The sequence below is a fragment of the Pseudarthrobacter lactosi genome, from assembly GCF_055412785.1.
On sequence record NZ_JBVAYS010000002.1, the window covers coordinates 417,626 to 436,885 of the forward strand.

Consider the following 19,260-nt stretch of genomic DNA (forward strand, 5'->3'; position numbering starts at 1 on the left):
CCCCCGGAAGGTCATCGACTGCCCGGGAGGTGGCGCTTTGCGTTGCTTTGCATGCCCCCGCGCTACCGCCCGCCCGGGGCTGAAGGCACTAGGCTGGTGCTGCAGCCTCATATCCCGTCCGGTTCATGTACGGACGCTTCGAGATTGGTCAGAGTTTTGAAACTTGAACTCAGAGGGATCACCAAACGCTTCGGCTCCCTGCTCGCCAACGACCACATTGACGTGGTGGTTGAACCCGGACAGATCCACTGTCTGCTGGGCGAGAACGGGGCCGGCAAGTCCACCCTGATGAATGTGCTGTACGGGCTCTACGAGCCCTCTGAGGGCGAAATCCTCATCGACGACAAACCTGTTTACTTCCGCGGCCCCGGAGACGCCATGGCCGCCGGCATCGGCATGGTGCACCAGCACTTTATGCTCGTTCCCGTGTTTACCGTGGCCGAGAATGTGGCGCTCGGCGCCGAGTCCACCAAAGCCGGCGGTTTCCTCAACCTGGACGACACCCGGCGCAAGATCAAGGAGATCTCTGACCGCTACGGGTTCGACGTCGACCCCGACGCCCTGGTGGAGGACCTCCCGGTGGGCGTCCAGCAGCGGGTGGAAATCATCAAAGCCCTGGTCCGCGACGCCAAGGTCCTCATCCTGGATGAACCCACGGCAGTGCTGACGCCCCAGGAAACCGACGAACTGCTGGACATCATGCGCCAGCTCAAGTCCCACGGAACCTCGATTGTCTTCATCTCACACAAGCTGCGTGAAGTGAAAGCTGTCTCGGACACCATCACCGTGATCCGCCGCGGCAAAGTTGTGGGTTCGGCCAGTCCCGGTGACTCCACAGCAGAGCTGGCCTCCATGATGGTGGGCCGCGCCGTCAGCCTCACGCTCGACAAAGCCCCCGCCAGCCCCAAAGAGAAGACTTTCCAGGTCAAGGACCTCACAGTCATTGCTCCGAACGGGCAGCACACCGTGGACGGCATCAGTTTCGACATTGCGCGCGGAGAGATCCTGGCCGTTGCGGGCGTCCAGGGCAACGGGCAGACCGAACTGACCGAAGCCATCCTCGGACTGCAGGAGCGCGTGCAGGGCTCCATTCTCCTGGACAACGAGGAGCTCGTGGGCCGCAGCGTTAAGGACGTCCTCAACGCCGGCGTCGGCTTCGTCCCGGAAGACCGGTCTGTTGACGGCCTTATCGGCACGTTCTCGATCGCCGAAAACCTGATCCTTGACCGGTACGATCAGCCACCGTTTGCCAAGGGCATCAGCATGAGCCCTGCGAAGGTCCTGGAGAACGCAAAATCGCGGATCGATGAGTTCGACGTGCGGACGACGTCGGGCATGCTGGCGGCGGGCACCTTGTCCGGCGGCAACCAGCAAAAGGTGGTCATGGCACGGGAGCTGTCCCGGCCACTGCGCCTCTTCATCGCGTCGCAGCCCACCCGGGGTGTGGATGTGGGGTCCATCGAGTTCCTGCACAAGCGCATCGTGGCCGAACGCGACCAGGGCACGCCTGTCATGATCATCTCCACCGAACTGGATGAGGTCATGGAACTCGCCGACCGTATCGCAGTGCTCTACAAGGGCAAACTGGTGGGAATCGTTCCGGCAGGGACCGGACGCGGCGTCCTGGGCCTGATGATGGCCGGCATCTCACCAGAGGACGCTGCGAGCGCAGATAAGACGAGCCCTGACAAGACCGGCTCAGGCACGACGAGCGTAAGCAAGACCGGCGCTGACACATCAGCGGCTGACAAGACTGACTCCGCCGCCGCAGAACGCCGCGGAACCTCCAGCGCCGAAGGAGGCGACCATGCCTGAAGAGCGTCACCCTAAGCATGCGGACCAGCAAGCGAAAGCGGACGAGCCAACCCCGGCGGCGGACGAAACCGCCGCCGGGGTGGCCGTGGACACGGCCGGCGGCGCCATCAGCCCTTCAGCCGTACCAGCCAGCGCCCAAAGCGGAAAGCTGCCCGGCGGGCCGGACACGCTGCTCCGGAAGATCTTCACCGGCAGCGGCATGGTCTCAGTCCTGGCGGTGCTGCTGGCACTTGTGTTGGGCGGACTGTTGATCGCCGCCACGGACGAGCGCGTCAGCACCACCTCGGCGTATCTGTTCGCCCGGCCCACAGACTTCCTCTCCGCAGTCTGGCAGGCCGCCACACAGTCCTACATTGCCTTGTTCCAGGGCTCGGTCTTCAACCCCAGGGGTTCCAGCCTCGCGGTCCAGTTCGCGCCGTTGATGGAAACCCTCACCATCGCCACACCGCTCATCACGGCAGGCCTCGGCGTCGCGCTCGCGTTCCGGGCCGGCCTGTTCAACATTGGCGCCCAGGGCCAGATCATCATGGCCGGCATCCTGGCGGGCTGGGTCGGTTTCGCCCTGCACCTTCCGTTGGGCCTGCACCTGTTGCTCGTCCTTGTGGCAGGCATCGTGGGAGGCGCCCTCTGGGGTGGCCTGGTTGGTCTCCTGAAGGCCCGGACAGGTGCCCACGAAGTCATCCTGACCATCATGTTCAACTACATTGCGCTGTACTTCCTGGGATACCTGCTGAACACGCCGGCGTTCCAGCGCCCGGGGGAGTCCAACCCGATCTCGCCCATCCTGGATCCCACCGCGGTATACCCCCAGATTTTCGGCTCCCAGTACCGCCTGCACCTTGGCTTTGTCCTGGCCATCGCGTCCACCGTCCTGGTGTGGTGGCTGCTGAACCGCTCCACCGTCGGCTTTGAATTCCGGGCCGTCGGGGCCAACCCCAAGGCCTCGCTGACCGCCGGAATCAATGTCTCGCGGTCCACCATCCTGGTCATGGCAATAGCCGGCGCACTCGCCGGAATGTCGGGAGTGGCCCAGGTGGCAGGCACCGAAAAGGTCCTGACCGACGGTGTCGCGGCAACCTACGGTTTTGACGCCATCACGGTGGCGCTGCTGGGACGTTCGACGCCGTGGGGCACCTTCGCTGCCGGGCTGCTGTTCGGCGCCTTCCGCGCCGGTGCCGTGCAGATGCAGATCCAGACCGGAACTCCCATCGACATTGTCCTGGTGGTCCAGTCGCTGATTGTCCTCTTTATCGCGGCACCTCCGCTGGTCCGGGCAGTCTTCGGGCTTAACCCCCGCCGCAAGAAACCGGCCACGGCCGGAAAAACCCAGCAGGCAGCAACCACCGGAGGCGCAGCATGAGCGCAACAGCAACATCGCCCCTGCCGGGACGCGGAACCCCCGGAGCAGCGCCCCAGGCCGAGGAAGCCCAGGCAACATCCGGCAAACCGGTCCTTTGGAAAACCCCAGTCCTGCTCTCGGCGCTGGGACTCGTCGCTTTCATTTTCTTCGGCCTGATGGGACCAGCGCAGACCGCAAGGTTCGGAATTTCCACCGGCGGGGATTTTTTCCAGCTTCCTGCGCTGGAAATTCCCGCAATGCCGGGCGGCATCATTCTCTCGGTCCTGATGCTTGGGCTGGCGGCCTACTCCGTCTTCCTGAAGACCAAGGCCCGGCCCACCCCGGCCTGGCTGACCATCACTTTTACTGTGCTGTTTGTCGTAGCCTTCCTCATCTGGGTGGTGGGCGGTGCACGGACGCCCAGCATTTCACTGGCCGGGCTCATCGCCGGTTCGGTCACCCTTGCCGTCCCGCTGGTGTTCGGCTCCTTGTCCGGTGTGCTGTGCGAGCGGGTCGGGGTAGTCAACATCGCCATCGAAGGCCAGCTGCTGGGCGGCGCCTTCACCGCGGCAATCGTGGCCAGCATTACGCAGAACCCCTTCGTGGGCCTGCTTGCGGCCGCTGTTGCCGGCGCGGCGGTGTCCATGGTGCTCGCGGTGTTCAGCATCAGGTACCTGGTCAACCAGATCATCGTCGGCGTGGTGCTCAACGTCCTGATTTCCGGCGTCACCGGATTCCTGTTCAGCACCGTTATGCAGGCGGACAAGGCAAAGTTCAACTCACCGCCGGGCCTGGACATCGTCGAGATTCCCGTCCTCTCCGGAATCCCGATCCTAGGTCCCATCCTGTTCAAGCAGTCAGTGGTGGGCTACCTGATGTACGTCGCCGTTATCGTTGTGTGGGTTGGCCTCTTCAAGACCAAGTGGGGCCTTAGGGTCCGCGCGGTGGGTGAACACCCGCAGGCCGCCGACACTATGGGCATCAAGGTCAACGCCACCCGCTTCTGGAACGTCACATTGGGTGGCGCCATCGCCGGCATCGGCGGCTCGTTCTTCACGCTCGTGGCCATCGACAGTTTCACCAAGGAGATCTCCGGCGGACGGGGCTTCATCGCGCTCGCGGCGCTGATCTTCGGACGCTGGAACCCCATCGGAGCGTTCTTTGCCGCCTTGCTGTTCGGCTTCGCAGACAACCTGCAGAGCATCGTGACCATCATCGGGACCCCGGTGCCGAGCCAGTTCATGGCCATGCTGCCCTACCTGGTGACCGTGCTGGCCGTGGCCGGGCTGGTGGGCCGGTCCAGGCCACCGGCGGCCAGCGGCATCCCGTACGTCAAGGGGTGACGGCCATGGAACAGGAACGGGCTTCGCTCAGCGTCGATTGGCGGGCACTGGAGGCTGCGGCCGTCGACGCCATGAAAAACGCCTATGCCCCGTATTCAAAGTTCCCGGTGGGGGCCGCGGCCCTCACCGAGGACGGACGGCTGGTCAGCGGCTGCAACGTGGAAAACGCCAGCTACGGGCTCACTCTGTGTGCTGAATGCGCCCTGGTGGGAAACCTGCAGATGACCGGTGGCGGGTTGCTGCGGGCCTTCTACTGCGTGGACTCCGCGGGCAACGCGCTGATGCCGTGTGGCCGCTGCCGGCAGCTTCTCTATGAATTCCGCGCACCAGGCATGGAACTCATGACCACCCAAGGAATCAAAACCATGGACCAGGTGCTGCCCGACGCATTCGGTCCCCAAAACCTGGAGGATCCACGGTGACAAAGGCAACTGAGGCATTCGACGCCGTCGACATCATCCGCACCAAGCGGGACCGGGGTGTCCTGAGTCCGGAGCAGATCGACTGGACCATTAACGCCTACACCCGCGGGGTCATCGCGGACGAACAGATGGCCGCGTTGAACATGGCCATCCTGCTCAACGGCATGGACCGCGCCGAGATTTCGCGCTGGACGGCCGCGATGATCGCCTCGGGTGAACGGATGGACTTCGGCGGCCTCCGGCGGCCCGACGGCGGCGTGAAGGCTACCAGCGACAAGCATTCCACCGGGGGAGTAGGGGACAAGATCACACTGCCGCTGGCACCCCTAGTGGCAGTGTTCGGTGTTGCCGTGCCTCAGCTGTCCGGCCGGGGGCTTGGCCACACCGGCGGCACCCTGGACAAGCTGGAGTCCATCCCCGGCTGGCGGGCGGCCCTGAGTAACGACGAAATGATGGCACAGCTTCAGGACGTGGGCGCCGTGATCTGCGCTGCCGGGGCAGGGCTGGCGCCGGCGGACAAGAAGCTGTACGCACTGCGCGACGTTACCGGCACGGTGGAGGCCATTCCCCTGATCGCGTCCTCGATCATGAGCAAAAAGATCGCCGAAGGCACGGGGTCCCTGGTTCTGGATGTCAAGGTGGGCAGCGGCGCATTCATGAAGGACGAGGCCCGGGCCCGCGAACTGGCCGAAACCATGGTGGCCCTCGGCAAGGACGCGGGGGTGAACACCGTGGCGCTGCTGACCAACATGAGCACCCCCCTCGGCCTCACCGCGGGCAACGCGATCGAAGTGGAGGAATCCGTGGAGGTCCTGGCCGGCGGCGGCCCGGAGGACGTCGTCGAACTCACCGTACGGCTGGCCGAAGAGATGCTGGCGTGCGCGGGTGTCCACGACGCCGATCCGCGCGCCGCCTTGAAGGACGGACGGGCCATGGACGTCTGGAACCGGATGATCGAAGCGCAGGGCGGAGATCCGCGCGCCAAGCTGCCGGTCGCCAAGGAATCCGAGGTTATTTACGCCCCGGCCGACGGTGTCCTGGTTGGGCTTGATGCCTTGGCAGTGGGCGTTGCGGCGTGGCGCCTCGGGGCGGGGCGTGCCCGCAAGGAAGACGCCGTCCAGGCAGGTGCCGGCATCCGCATGCATGCAAAGCCCGGTGCCTTGGTCCGTGCGGGCGAGCCGCTGATGACGTTGCTGACGGACACGCCGGAGAAGTTCGCGCGGGCCAAGGAAGCCCTTGAACACGCCGTCACGATCGCCCCGGAAGGGGCGCGCCCGGCGCAGCAGCTCATCATCGACCGAATAGCATAGGGACAATGCAGGCCATCAACGAATTCATCCTCGCTGCCGCGGCGCAGCCATGGGTGCTCCTCCTTGTGCTGGCCTGCTGCCTGATCGACGGGTTTTTCCCGCCGATCCCCAGTGAATCCGTGGTGGTGGGCCTGGCCGCAGTGGCCGCAACCGCAGATGTCCCCAATCCGTGGCTGCTGATGGCCGTAGCGGGCGTCGGGGCGTTCGCGGGCGATAACATCGCCTACCTCATCGGGCGCCGGGTGGGTACCCGGCGCTGGCACTGGATGCGCGGACCGCGTATGCAAGCAGCGTTCCGCTGGGCAGGAGACGAGCTGAGGAAGCGGCCGGCGTCGCTCATCCTGGTGGCGCGGTTCATTCCCATCGGCAGGGTTGCCGTCAACCTCACCGCGGGCGTGACCCACTATTCGCACGTGCGTTTTGTTGGCCTGACGGTGCTCTCCGCCACGCTCTGGGCCTCCTACTCTGTGGGTATCGGGCTGTTCTTCGGCCAGTGGTTTGAGAACAACCACCTGCTCGGCGCGGCCATCGCCATCGTCTGCGCCGTGGGCCTTGGCATAGTGGTGGATCTGGTCATTAACCGCATCCGGGGAAAGGTTCCCGTGGTGGAGCGGCTGAAGGATCCGGACGGCTGAGATTTGCGGCGCCCGAGCGTAGCGAACGACGCCCTGGCCGTGGGACACTGAAGAGCGACTTACGTCACTGTGAAGGCGCCTGTCCCGTCTAGAAGAAAAGACCCGCGTGGAGTTCATTAATCAAGCCGTGGAGTTCATAAATAACACTGTGCTCCACGCAGCGGGCGAGTGGTGGATATACCCTATCCTGCTCGTATTTTTCTTTGTGGACGGCTTTGCTATGGTCGTCCCCAGCGAGACGCTGATTGTGGCACTTGCCGCGTTCTCCCGGCACAGCGGTGAACCGAATCTCTGGATCCTGGGCGCCACTGCACTGGTCGGTGCCATCGCCGGTGACAACATGGCTTTTATGCTCGGCCGCAGGATCGGCCTTGACCGCTGGAAGTGGATGCGCCGGCCCAAAGTGCAGAAGGCCTTCGGCTGGGCACGGTACGAACTCGAAAAGCGCGGCGCCGTCCTGATTTTCACTGCGCGCTACATCCCCTGGGGCCGGGTGGCGGTCAACTATGTGGCAGGCAGCACCGGCTTTGCGCACCGCCGCTTCTTCCTGCTGGACGCCTTCGCCTGCATCACGTGGGTGGGGTACTCCATCGGCATCGGGATCCTGGCCAGCTCCTTCCCCTGGCTCCACCACAACCCGCTGCTCAGCGCAGGCATTGCCGTGGTGTTCGCCATCGTGCTGGGCATCCTGATCGACCACCTGCTGCGCTGGTGGCACAAGCACCTGGCCCGCAACGACGCGGAAACGGTGGACGAATGGCTCGACGGCGGCCCGGAAGGTTCCCTGCCCGCGCATACCGCGGCTTCCCCGCTGCTGGCGTCTGCCCCGGCTGAGGCGGAGCAGCTCGGAACGTAGCGGCTGGCATAAGCCGCTTGCCGACCCTAAGGTTGGAAGGTGACTGAGCCTATTGTTGACGCTGCCCCTGCCATCGATTTCGACCTGAAGAGCCTGCCGAAGGTTTCGCTTCACGACCACCTGGACGGTGGTCTCCGTCCAGCCACCATCATCGAACTGGCCGAGGCCGTTGGCCACACGCTGCCATCCGCCGATCCTGTGGCCCTGGGCGAGTGGTTCCGCGAGTCCGCCGATTCAGGCTCGCTGGTCCGCTACCTGGAGACGTTCGACCACACAGTCGCCGTGATGCAGACCAAGGAAGGCCTCATCCGCGTGGCCAGGGAATTCGTGGAGGATCTCGCGGACGACGGCGTGGTGTACGGCGAAGTTCGCTGGGCACCGGAGCAGCACCTCCAGAAGGGCATGTCCCTGGACGAGGTTGTTGAAGCAGTCCAGGAAGGCCTCGAAGCCGGCGTGGACGCCGTGACCGAAAGCGGCCGCGAAATCCAGGTGGGCCAGCTGATCACCGCCATGCGCCACGCAGACCGTGGCCAGGAGATCGCCGAACTGGCTGTCCGGCACCGCAACAAGGGCGCTGTGGGCTTCGACATCGCCGGAGCTGAAGACGGCTTCCTCCCGTCCCGGTTCAAGGACGCCTTCACCTACCTCGCCCAGCACAACTTCCCCGCGACGGTGCACGCCGGCGAGGCTGCCGGACTCGAAAGCATCCAGTCCGCCCTCGTTGACGGCCGGGCACTTCGCCTGGGTCACGGCGTCCGCATCGCTGAGGACATCATGGTGGAGTTCGACGAAGACGACGCCGCCGCGGGCGACGAGGACAGCATCGGGCTGGTCACCCTGGGCGACCTTTCCAGCTGGATCCGCGACCGCGGCATCGCCCTGGAGATCTGCCCGTCGTCGAACCTCCAGACCGGGGCGATCGCCGGTTTCGGCGAGGGCATCGAGAGCCACCCGCTGGACATGCTGTACCAGCTGGGTTTCAACGTCACCATCAACACCGACAACCGGCTGATGAGCGGCGTCACCCTGACGGACGAGTTCGAGCTCCTCGTGGAAACCTTCGACTACGACCTCGACGACCTGCTGGAGCTCACGCTCAACGCTGCCGAGGCATCCTTCCTGCCGCTTGAAGAGAAGGAAGCGTTGGTGGAGTACATCAACGACGCCTACGACAACCTTGGCTGAGCAGGCTCCTATCGATCGGCTGGTCGCCATCCTGGCCCAGCTGCGCGAGCACTGCCCGTGGATGGCCGCCCTCACCCATGCCTCGTTGGTGGAATACCTCCTGGAGGAAGCCTTCGAGTTTGCCGAAACCATCGAGACCGGCGCGGATGACGCCGAGCTCCGCGGCGAACTGGGAGATGTGCTGCTTCAGGTGGTGCTGCACGCCCGGCTTGCCGAGGAGCGTGGTGCGTTCACGTTCGACGACGTCGCGCGCGGGCTGAGTGCCAAAATGGTCCGCCGCAATCCGCATGTCTTCCGGCCCGACGGCAGGCTGCAGGACAGTTTCCCTGCCTCGGTGGCGGAGATCGTCCGGAAGTGGGATGCCGTGAAGACTGCGGAACGCCCGGAGCGGACGGGGCCCTTTGAAGGGATCCCGGACGCCCTGCCGGCCCTGGCCAAGGCGCAGAAGTACCTCGACCGGGCCTCGCGGTCCCCAACCGCTCCCTATCCTCGCAAGCTCGGTCAGGGAACCCTGCGGTCGTGGGCCCAGACTCGATCACCTGACGCCGAATCACCGGAGCCATACGAAACAGAGGAGGAGCTCGGCGACCTGCTGCTCGCCGTCGTCGGCTCTGCGCGTACCAAGGGATTCGACGCCGAACGGGCCCTTCGGGGCGCCATCCGGCGCCAGTTCGCGTCGCCATCATGACGTCCGGGTGATGGATAGGGTTCCGTAACCTGTACCACTCTCGACTAGGCTTGGTCCTGACGAGGACGTCCCAGATTTAACGCTTTTTCCAGCTGTTCGTTCCCCCAAAATCGCCCATAAGGAGCACATCCATGGCGCTTATCGATGCCATCCACGCCCGCGAAATCCTCGATTCCCGCGGAAACCCGACCGTAGAAGTTGAAGTACTGCTCTCAGATGGCCAGATCGGCCGCGCGGCAGTACCCTCCGGTGCCTCCACCGGTGAGCACGAGGCTGTTGAGCTCCGTGACGGAGATAAGGGACGTTACCTCGGCAAGGGTGTCCAGAAGGCCGTTGACGCTGTCATCGACCAGATCGCTCCGGCACTGACCGGCTTCGACGCCACCGACCAGCGCAGCATCGATCAGGCCATGATTGACCTGGACGGCACGCCCAACAAGGCCAAGCTCGGCGCCAACGCCATCCTGGGCGTTTCGCTGGCCGTTGCCAATGCAGCTGCCGCCTCCGCAGACCTGCCGCTGTACAAGTACCTCGGCGGCCCCAACGCGCACGTGCTGCCGGTTCCGCTGATGAACATCCTCAACGGTGGCTCACACGCCGACTCCGACGTGGACATCCAGGAATTCATGATTGTCCCGATCGGCGCCGAGACCTTCTCCGAGGGCCTCCGCTGGGGCGTTGAGGTCTACCACAACCTCAAGTCCGTCCTTCAGGCCAAGGGCCTGTCCACCGGCCTCGGTGACGAAGGTGGCTTCGCGCCGAACCTGCCGTCCAACCGTGCAGCCCTGGACCTGATCCAGGAAGCCATCACCAACGCCGGCTACACCCCGGGCAAGGACATCGCCCTGGCCCTGGACGTCGCTTCCTCCGAGTTCTTCAAGGACGGTGCCTACCAGTTCGAAGGCAAGGCACTGTCCGCCACCGAGATGAGCGCCTACTACGCCGAGCTCGTGGCAGACTACCCGCTGGTTTCCATCGAGGATCCCCTGGATGAGAACGACTGGGACGGCTGGAAGACCCTCACCGACAGCATCGGTGACAAAGTCCAGCTCGTGGGCGATGACCTCTTCGTCACCAACCCGGCCATCCTGCAGCGCGGCATCGACACCAAGACCGCCAACTCGCTGCTGGTCAAGGTCAACCAGATCGGTTCACTGACCGAAACACTGGACGCCGTCAGCCTGGCCCAGCGCGCCGGTTACACCACCATCACCTCGCACCGCTCCGGCGAGACCGAGGACACCACCATTGCCGACATCTCGGTGGCCACCAACGCCGGCCAGATCAAGACCGGCGCTCCGGCACGCTCCGAGCGCGTTGCCAAGTACAACCAGCTGCTTCGCATCGAAGAAGAACTCGACGACGCCGCACGCTACGCAGGCCGCAGCGCTTTCCCGCGTTTCAAGGGCTAGTAGCCGCTTAAACCTCTGACCGGTGGCTATGGTTGAAAGACCATAGCCACCGGTTTTGTTTTAGCCGGCATTGATTGAGCCGGCATCAAGCGCAGAGTTGCGGCCAGAGGCAGGCCGCACGTTTCAGGAGTGTCATGGCTACCCGCCGTCCCAAAGTTCCCAAGGCCGCTTCGAGGCATCAGGCCACCACGGACCCAGCCAACGAAGACGCAGGCGTCATCCGCGCCGATTTTGGCGGTGCAGCCGGCAGCGCAAAGGGCGGGACCAAGGACAAAACCGGCACGGCCTTGAACGCCGGAACGTCCACGACGAACACCGGGCGCACGGCCAGCAAAGGCCAGGGGAAGGGCAGCGGCGGTCAGGCCGCGGGCAAGACGCCGAGGCCTGACACCACGCCGGACGAAACCCAGCCCGTCCCTGCCAAGGCGTTCTCCGGGCGCATGCTGGCACTGGCCGTGGTCATGATTGCGATCACCATCATGCTGGCGCCCACCGTGAAGATTTTCTTCGACAAACGCGCCGAACTCGCGGCCCTCAGCGCCGATATTGCCGCCCGCCAGGCCGAGCAGGACGGCCTGCGGCAGCAGATCTCACGGTGGCAGGATCCGAACTACGTGAAACAGCAGGCCCGTGACCGCATTAACATGGTTATGCCGGGTGAATCCGGCTACTGGGTCTTCGGCAGCGATCTGCCGGCTGGAACTAGCAGTAGCCTGACCGCCACGGCAGCACAAGACCCCGCCGATCTGCCGTGGGTGGATTCCCTGTGGGAGTCCATCAGGCGCGCGGCCACAGACTGAACAGCTAGAGGAAGGATGGCCCGCGCCAGTGGAAAAAAACACGGCGACTGCGCCGGAGAAGTCCCGCCAGCCATCAGCACATGATCTTGAAGTACTCAGCAGGCAGTTGGGACGGCCCGTGCGCGATGTGGTGGAAATCCCGGCGCGCTGCGTCTGCGGCAACCCCCTCGTCGCCGCCACGGCGCCCCGGCTGAGCAACGGGACACCGTTTCCCACCACGTTCTACCTGACGCACCCCGTCGTCACGTCGGCGGTTTCCCGGCTGGAAGCAGCCGGGCTGATGAACGACATGAATGAACGCCTGAGCGCCGATGAGCCGCTCGCGGCCGCTTACCGTGCAGCACACGAAGACTATCTTGGAGCCCGCGCGGCCATCGGCGAGCGTTCCGGCATCGGGTCCGTCCCGGAGATTGACGGTATTTCCGCCGGCGGCATGCCCACCCGGGTCAAATGCCTCCACGTCCTGGTGGGCCATTCGCTCGCGGCCGGGCCCGGTGTGAATCCGCTGGGAGATGAGGCCATCGCCGGAATCAGCGAATGGTGGACCGCGGACCGTTGCTATTGCGACGGCGCCTGGGACACCGCGGGGGAGGCTCCGTCGAAGGATCTCAGCCGGCACGGACCCCAGGGCCTGCCGGAGATCGTGGGCCGGCCCGCTCCGGTCCGCAAAACCGCAGGAACCGACGGGGCAGGGGCATGACCCGCGTCGCCGCCATCGACTGCGGCACGAACTCTATCCGCCTGCTCATCGCCGACATCGACCGCAGTAACGGGGCGCCGAAGCTCACCGACGTTGTCCGGGAAATGCGGGTTGTCCGGCTGGGCCAGGGCGTGGACGCCACCGGCGAACTCGCCCCTGAAGCGCTGGAGCGCACGTTCGCGGCCACCGCGGATTACGCCGCAATGATCCGCGAACACGGTGTCCAGTCCGTCCGTTTTGTGGCAACGTCGGCCAGCCGGGACGCGCGCAACCGCCAGGTTTTTGTCGACGGGATCCGGGACCTGCTGGGCGTTGAGCCTGAGGTCATCTCGGGCGATGAAGAAGCTGCCCTGTCCTTCGCCGGGGCCAGCAGCGTCCTGCCGGTCCTTGACGGCGAGCACGTGCTGGTAGTTGACCTTGGCGGCGGAAGCACCGAGTTTGTCCTCGGTACCGCCGGCGGTGTCACGGCCGCGAAGTCCGTGGATGTCGGCTGCGTCCGGTTGACCGAACGGCACCTGCAGGACGATCCGCCCACGGCGGAACAGATCGCCGCCGCGGAAGCCGACGTCGACGCAGCCATTACGCTGGCGGGACTGGACGTTCCGCTGGAACGCGCCACCGCCGTCGTCGGGGTGGCCGGCTCGATCACTACCATCACCGCCCACGCCCTCCGGCTTCCGGCGTATTCGCCGGCGGCCATCCACGGGGCGGAACTGTCCCTTGGCACCATCACCGAAGCCGCCACCGACCTCCTCCACATGACCAGGGGAGAACGTGCGGAACTGGCGTATATGCACCCCGGCCGGGTCGACGTGATGGGCGCCGGAGGGCTGGTGTGGCGGCGCATCCTCGAACGGCTGAATGAAATCACCGCGGGCCGGATAGTGACTGCCACCGCCAGCGAACACGATATTCTTGACGGAATTGCCCTGAGCATCCACTAACCAGGCCAGTAGCCAACCACGTATGGGAACCCACATGACCAGAGCAACCGCACGGTTCCGCCGGGCCGCGTCAGCTCTCCTGGCGATGACCCTGGCAGGCGTCAGCCTGGCCGCCGGGCTTACCCTGGCGCCTGCGGCCACTGCCGACGCTGACCGGGACAAACAGTACTGGCTTGGCGAATCCGGAATTACCAAGGCCTGGGAGGTTTCCAAGGGCGCCGGTGTCAAGATCGCCGTGATCGACAGCGGCGTGGATGCCCAGCACCCTGACCTGAAAGGCGCCGTCACCGGAGGCTTCGACGTGTCCGGGGCCGGCACTCCCAACGGGCAGAAAAGCCTGGGGGTGAAGCCCGAACACGGGACCCTGGTAGCGACCATACTGGCCGGGCGCGGACACCAGCCCGCCGGCGCCACTGCTTCGCCGAGTCCCGGCAAGGCTCCGGCCAGCGGTCCGGACGGCATGATTGGCGTGGCTCCTGAAGCTGAGATCCTGTCCGTGTCAACGTGGCTCGGCTCCGCCAACCCCGCAGGCAAGAGCGATCAGGACCAGATCCCGGAAGCTGTCCGGTGGGCAGTGGATAACGGGGCCAAAGTCATCAACATTTCACTGGGCAGCGCCACACCGCAGTGGCCCCAGAGCTGGGATGCGGCATTCCTCTATGCCGAGCAGAAAGATGTGGTGATCGTGGCCGCGGCAGGCAACCGCGTGGGCGGCAACCTCCAGGTCGGCGCACCCGCCACCATCCCCGGCGTCCTCACCGTCGCGGGCCTGGACCGCAAGGGCATAGCCAGCGTCGACTCGTCCTCCCAGGGGATCAGCATCGGAGTGGCGGCCCCGGCTGAAAACCTGCTGGGCGGGATGCCCGGCGGAGGCTACGCAGAATGGGCGGGAACGTCCGGAGCTGCCCCGATCGTTGCCGGCGTGGCCGCACTCATCCGTTCCAAATGGCCGGAGATGAGCGCCAAACAGGTCATCAACCGGATCGTCAGCACAGCCAAGGATGCCGGTCCAGCCGGCAAAGACCCACTGTACGGCTTTGGCGTGCTGAACGCCGAGGCTGCCCTGAAGGACTCCGTCCCGGAAGTCGCCGCCAACCCGCTCGGCTCCATCTCGGACTGGATCCGGGTACACCGCAGGGGCAATCTTGGTGCGCCGGCGCCGGTGCCCACCGACGAAGTGGCCAGCGCCGTTCCCACACTGCCCGAGCCCACTGTGCCCGCGGCGAAGGCGCCTTCACAGCGTGACAGTGCCGTTGGCGCCGCCGTCGTGATCGGTTCAGTGGCACTCTTCCTGGCGATCATCGCAGCGGCCGTCATCCAGCTGCGCCGGGCGGCCCGAAACCCAGGAACGGCGCGCGAAGAACCCGATACCGGAGCCTTCCAAACCGTTGATTCCGGCGGCAAAACGTAGTTAGTGAAGATTTTCACAAACTGTTGTATCCTTAAATCATGGCAACCACCCCAGAGCTCCAGGACCGTCCCCGGGTACTCGTCGTCGGCGGCGGATACGTCGGCCTGTACGTAGCACTCAAACTGCAGAAGAAGATCGCGAATGCCGGTGGCATCGTCACCCTCGTGGATCCACTGCCCTACATGACTTACCAGCCCTTCCTGCCGGAAGTGGCCGGCGGCAACATCGAGGCCCGCCACGCAGTGGTCTCGCACCGCCAGCACCTGAAGCAGACTGAACTCATCCAGGGCAGCGTCACCTCGATCGACCACGCCAACCGCACCGCCGTGGTGGCGCCCGCGGACGGCGGAGAGCACATCGAGATCCCCTACTTCGACATCGTGGTGGCCGCAGGCGCCATCACCCGCACATTCCCCATTAAGGGCCTGGCGGATAAGGGCATTGGCCTGAAGACCATCGAAGAGGCTGTGGCCCTTCGCAACAAGGTGCTGGAGCGCATCGAGGCGGCGTCCACCATCACGGATCCGGCTGCTCGCGCCAAGGCACTGACCTTCGTGGTTGTTGGTGGCGGCTTCGCCGGCATCGAGTGCATCACCGAAATGGAAGACCTGGCCCGCGCCGCGGTCAAGAACAACCCCCGCATCCGCCAGGAAGAAGTACGCTTCGTCCTGGTTGAAGCCATGGGCCGCATCATGCCCGAGGTCACGGCACCGCAGGCCGAATGGGTTGTGGAGCACCTCCGCAGCCGCGGCATCGAGGTCCTGCTTAACACCTCCCTGGACAGCGCTGAGGGTTCCCTGAAGCTCATCAACCTCCCGGACAAGTCCTTGGCCCAGGAATTCGAAGCCGACACACTCGTCTGGACTGCCGGTGTGCAGGCCAACCCGATGATCCGCTCCTCCGATTTCCCGCTGGAACCGCGTGGCCGCGTCCGCGTCCTGCCGGACCTGCGCATTGCCGGCGATGAAGGCATCATCGACAACGCCTGGGCTGCCGGCGACATCGCCGCAGTGCCGGACCTCACGGGCAGCGGGCTGCCGGACGGCACCTGCGTCCCGAATGCCCAGCACGCACTGCGCCAGGCCAAGCGCCTCGCCAAGAACCTGTGGGCTTCGCGCTGGGACAAGCCGCTGAAGGACTACAAGCACAAGAACCTGGGTGCTGTGGCCGGCTTCGGCGAGTGGAAGGGCGTCGCCAACATCAACCTCGTGGGCCGCATCGGCCTCAAGGGCCCGCTCGCCTGGCTGGCACACCGCGGCTACCACGGCATGGCCATGCCCACCATGGAGCGCAAGGTCCGCGTCATCATGGGTTGGATCCTCGCGTTCTTCATGGGCCGCGACACCACCCAGCTGATCGATCTCGATAACCCGCGCGGCGCCTTCGTGGCTGCTGCCACGCCGGCGCCCAAGCCTGCAGCGGCTGCGCCTGCTCCGGCGGCCAGCACGCCGGAGGCATCCGCTGGAGCGGCAAAGCCGGGCTCTGCGGAGGCCACCAGCGTGGACCCCAAGCAGTCGGTCACGGCGGACGCCAAGTAGCAGCGGCGTCCTGACCCAGCATTTGTAACGCCCGACGGCGGCTGTCCCCATGCGGGGATGGCCGCCGTTTTGTGTATCCCGCCGTGAGTCCCTTCTAGACTGTCAGCATGACTGGCGAAAATAACCTCCAGACCCTGCTGGCAACACTGAAACCGGTACTGCGGGAGGGGGAGTACGTCTACGTCCTGTGGCCGCACGGCAGGCCGCTCGAGCCCGGCATCGAAGCTGCCGTGCGCGAGGCCGAGGGCCTGACTGTGGTCCTGCCGCGGGAGAGGGCGGACAGCCTGGGGCTGCACTACGACTTTGTGGCGGCGTGGATCACCCTGGAGGTGCACTCTGCGCTGGAAGCTGTAGGATTGACCGCCGCCGTCGGGAAAGCCCTGACCGAGGCCAGGATCAGCTGTAATGTGCTGGCCGGCTTCCACCACGACCACCTGCTCGTGCCGGTGGCGGACGCACCACGCGCCGTCGAAGCACTCGCCGAGCTGTCAGCGGCCAGCCGGCACGTGCCACGGCCCGAGTTGGTGCTCCGGAACGAGACGGCTGCGGACAGGGACAAGATCCTGGCGTTGACGGCCGATGCGTTCGCAGTCTCGCCGGTCACAGGCCTGCCGGTGGACGGGGAGCCTGCGGAGGTGGAAGTGCTCCGCCAGCTCTTCGAGTGCGACGACTATCTGCCCGCATTCAGCGTGGTGGCGGTGCTCGACGACGAAATCGTCGGCCATGTCATCAGCACGCGGGGCTGGGTGGGCGACTTCGGGTTGCTGGGGCTCGGGCCCATCGGCGTGACACCCAGGCTGCAGCGCCATGGGATCGGCAGCGCCCTCATGAATGACACGATTGCCCGGGCCAACGCGGCCGGGGAGGGTGGGATTGCGTTGCTGGGCAGCCCGGAATACTACCCGCGCTTTGGCTTTGTCCCGGCCGCATCCTTTGGTGTCCTGCCGCCCGACGAAGCCTGGGGTGACCACTTCCAGCTGCTCCCGCTGGCAGTCTGGCCCGGCGGGGTCCACGGGACGTTCCGGTACGCCGCGCCGCTTGCGGGCGTCTGACGGGATACCATGGACCGGGCGCCCCAGTAGCCCAATTGGCAGAGGCAGCGGACTTAAAATCCGCGTGTTGTGGGTTCGAGTCCCACCTGGGGTACAAATTTATCCCCCGTGGCACCTTGCGGGCTCCCGCATGACCGCTGACGGAGCACTGCCGCCGTTGATTCCGCATATGCAACGACTGTTATAAGGATGTGACCTCAGTCACTTATATCCTCCGAGGATTTGCATTAGCTTGAAGTTAAATCAGGAACACCTGATCATCCGCGTCAAAGGCCGTTCGCACCTTTCGATCCAGGAGATTGTCAATGATTTCACTTTCCCCGGCGGCACCCCGTCTTGCCAAGCTCACAGCGCTTAGCGTCGGCGTCGCCTTTCTGGTTACAGCCTGTGGTGGTACCTCCACCCCGAGCTCGACAGAAACCACCACGTCAGCAACTGGGATCTCCTGCCCCGCTCCCGGCGCGGCTCCCGGAAGCACAGCACAGGCCAGCGCCGGCGGCGCTGTTCCGGCTGCAACCACCGTCACGGAAACGCCGCTCAAGTTGGGTTCCTTGCTCCCCACCACCGGCTCCCTGGCGTTCCTCGGCCCGCCCGAGATCGCGGGTGTCAACCTTGGCGTCAAGGAAGTCAATGATGCCGGAGGTGTCCTGGGCAAGCCTGTGGAAGTGATCCACCGCGACTCCGGCGACACCAAGACAGATATCGCCACGCAGTCCACCAGCGCCCTCCTCGGCCAGGGCGTCAGCGCCATCATCGGCGCCGCGTCATCCGGTGTCTCCAAGACGGTCATCAACCAGATCACCGGTGCCGGTGTAATCCAGTTCTCGCCGGCCAACACCTCCCCGGACTTCACCACTTGGGATGACAAGGGCCTCTACTGGCGCACAGCACCCTCAGATGTCCTGCAGGGTAAGGTCCTGGGCAACTACATGGCCACCTGTGGTGCACAGACGGTGGGCATGATCGTACTTAACGACGCCTACGGAACCGGCCTTGCCAAGAACGTCAAGTCCGCCTTCGAAGCGGCTGGTGGCAAGGTGGTTGCGGAAGAGTTGTTCAACGAGGGTGACTCCCAGTTCAGCAGCCAGGTGGACAAGGTCATCGCGGCCAAGCCCGACGCAATTGCCCTGATCACGTTTGACCAGGCCAAGAGCATCGTGCCGCTGATGACGGGCAAGGGCGTCAAGCCCACCCAGATGTTCCTCGTGGACGGCAACACCTCCGACTACAGTAAGGACTTCCAGGCCGGGACCTTGAAGGGCGCCCAGGGAACCATCCCAGGCACGTTCGCCAAGGATGCGTTCAAGAAGAAGCTGCTGACCATTGATCCGGCGCTGAAGGACTACAGCTACGCAGGGGAATCCTACGACGCCGTGAACCTGATCGCCCTTGCCACTGAAGCCGCGAAGAGCACCAGCGGCGTTGAAATTGCCAAGCAGCTCAAGGCAGTCTCGGAGTCGGGTGAGAAGTGCACCGACTTCGCTTCCTGCGTCACGCTGCTCCGCAACGGCAAGGACATCGACTACGACGGCCAGTCGGGTCCGGTGACCTTCTCCGACGCCGGTGACCCGACGGAAGCCTACATCGGCATCTACGAGTACCAGGACGACAACAAGTACGCACCGTCCAAGGAAGAATTCGGCAAGCTGTAAAGCCGCTTCCTGCACAAAGAACCCCCGCCCGGATTGCACCGGGCGGGGGTTCTTTTTTGGTGCGCGAAGGGGTGCGGCAAACGCTGAGGGCGACGGAGGCAGGTGCTTGTGAAAGCACCATTGACCGGGGAACCATGCCAGCCACGCAGAAGGGCCGC

17 protein-coding genes and 1 tRNA gene are annotated in these 19,260 nt (G+C 65.0%); all 18 read left to right on the forward strand.

From position 1 onward, the window contains the following. Positions 1 to 156 precede the first annotated feature (156 nt). The 18 genes from ACZY0Q_RS11875 to ACZY0Q_RS11960 all read left to right on the forward strand — a co-directional run bounded on the left by ACZY0Q_RS11875 (position 157) and on the right by ACZY0Q_RS11960 (position 19,102). Positions 157 to 1,815 (forward strand): ABC transporter ATP-binding protein, encoded by a 1,659-nt coding sequence (locus tag ACZY0Q_RS11875; RefSeq protein ID WP_463917077.1) that lies wholly within the window; start codon positions 157 to 159, stop codon positions 1,813 to 1,815. Beyond that, entirely contained in the window at positions 1,808 to 3,175 is a 1,368-nt protein-coding gene (locus tag ACZY0Q_RS11880) for an ABC transporter permease (protein ID WP_463917079.1), read from the forward strand. Before ACZY0Q_RS11875 ends, ACZY0Q_RS11880 begins: the two co-directional genes overlap by 8 nt. Further along, positions 3,172 to 4,497, forward strand: coding sequence for an ABC transporter permease (locus tag ACZY0Q_RS11885; protein ID WP_463917082.1), 1,326 nt, complete (start codon positions 3,172 to 3,174; stop codon positions 4,495 to 4,497). Before ACZY0Q_RS11880 ends, ACZY0Q_RS11885 begins: the two co-directional genes overlap by 4 nt. Before the next feature lie 5 nt (positions 4,498 to 4,502). After that, positions 4,503 to 4,919 carry a cytidine deaminase gene (locus ACZY0Q_RS11890; RefSeq protein ID WP_463917083.1) on the forward strand — a complete coding sequence of 139 codons (417 nt, stop codon included), beginning with the start codon at positions 4,503 to 4,505 and terminating at the stop codon, positions 4,917 to 4,919. After that, positions 4,916 to 6,229 (forward strand): thymidine phosphorylase, encoded by a 1,314-nt coding sequence (locus ACZY0Q_RS11895; protein ID WP_463917086.1) that lies wholly within the window; start codon positions 4,916 to 4,918, stop codon positions 6,227 to 6,229. Before ACZY0Q_RS11890 ends, ACZY0Q_RS11895 begins: the two co-directional genes overlap by 4 nt. A gap of 5 nt (positions 6,230 to 6,234) precedes the next feature. Next, entirely contained in the window at positions 6,235 to 6,864 is a 630-nt protein-coding gene (locus ACZY0Q_RS11900) for a DedA family protein (protein ID WP_463917088.1), read from the forward strand. Positions 6,865 to 6,991: 127 nt separating this feature from the next. Then, positions 6,992 to 7,720, forward strand: a complete 729-nt coding sequence (locus ACZY0Q_RS11905) for a DedA family protein (RefSeq protein WP_463917091.1) — start codon at positions 6,992 to 6,994, stop codon at positions 7,718 to 7,720. A gap of 39 nt (positions 7,721 to 7,759) precedes the next feature. Beyond that, positions 7,760 to 8,905 carry an adenosine deaminase gene (locus ACZY0Q_RS11910; protein ID WP_463917093.1) on the forward strand — a complete coding sequence of 382 codons (1,146 nt, stop codon included), beginning with the start codon at positions 7,760 to 7,762 and terminating at the stop codon, positions 8,903 to 8,905. 61 nt (positions 8,906 to 8,966) lie between these two features. Beyond that, positions 8,967 to 9,593, forward strand: a complete 627-nt coding sequence (locus ACZY0Q_RS11915; protein ID WP_463917563.1) for a MazG nucleotide pyrophosphohydrolase domain-containing protein — start codon at positions 8,967 to 8,969, stop codon at positions 9,591 to 9,593. Positions 9,594 to 9,724: 131 nt separating this feature from the next. Continuing rightward, positions 9,725 to 11,005, forward strand: coding sequence for a phosphopyruvate hydratase (eno, locus tag ACZY0Q_RS11920; RefSeq protein WP_056343550.1), 1,281 nt, complete (start codon positions 9,725 to 9,727; stop codon positions 11,003 to 11,005). A gap of 134 nt (positions 11,006 to 11,139) precedes the next feature. Further along, positions 11,140 to 11,805: an FtsB family cell division protein gene (locus ACZY0Q_RS11925; RefSeq protein WP_463917095.1), complete on the forward strand. Its 666-nt coding sequence runs from the start codon at positions 11,140 to 11,142 to the stop codon at positions 11,803 to 11,805. Between the two features lie 28 nt (positions 11,806 to 11,833). After that, positions 11,834 to 12,505, forward strand: coding sequence for a DUF501 domain-containing protein (locus ACZY0Q_RS11930; RefSeq protein WP_463917097.1), 672 nt, complete (start codon positions 11,834 to 11,836; stop codon positions 12,503 to 12,505). Next, positions 12,502 to 13,449, forward strand: coding sequence for a Ppx/GppA phosphatase family protein (locus tag ACZY0Q_RS11935; protein ID WP_463917100.1), 948 nt, complete (start codon positions 12,502 to 12,504; stop codon positions 13,447 to 13,449). The genes ACZY0Q_RS11930 and ACZY0Q_RS11935 overlap by 4 nt, the downstream gene beginning before the upstream one ends. Positions 13,450 to 13,483: 34 nt before the next feature. Next, a complete protein-coding gene (locus ACZY0Q_RS11940) occupies positions 13,484 to 14,860 on the forward strand; it encodes a S8 family serine peptidase (RefSeq protein ID WP_463917102.1) in 1,377 nt (458 codons plus the stop codon). A gap of 38 nt (positions 14,861 to 14,898) precedes the next feature. Then, positions 14,899 to 16,398, forward strand: coding sequence for an NAD(P)/FAD-dependent oxidoreductase (locus ACZY0Q_RS11945; RefSeq protein ID WP_463917104.1), 1,500 nt, complete (start codon positions 14,899 to 14,901; stop codon positions 16,396 to 16,398). 107 nt (positions 16,399 to 16,505) lie between these two features. After that, entirely contained in the window at positions 16,506 to 17,450 is a 945-nt protein-coding gene (locus ACZY0Q_RS11950) for an N-acetyltransferase (RefSeq protein WP_463917106.1), read from the forward strand. A 20-nt stretch (positions 17,451 to 17,470) separates the two neighbouring features. Continuing rightward, a tRNA-Leu gene (locus ACZY0Q_RS11955) sits at positions 17,471 to 17,544 on the forward strand. A gap of 211 nt (positions 17,545 to 17,755) precedes the next feature. Continuing rightward, positions 17,756 to 19,102, forward strand: coding sequence for an ABC transporter substrate-binding protein (locus tag ACZY0Q_RS11960; protein WP_463917109.1), 1,347 nt, complete (start codon positions 17,756 to 17,758; stop codon positions 19,100 to 19,102). Positions 19,103 to 19,260: the final 158 nt, after the last annotated feature.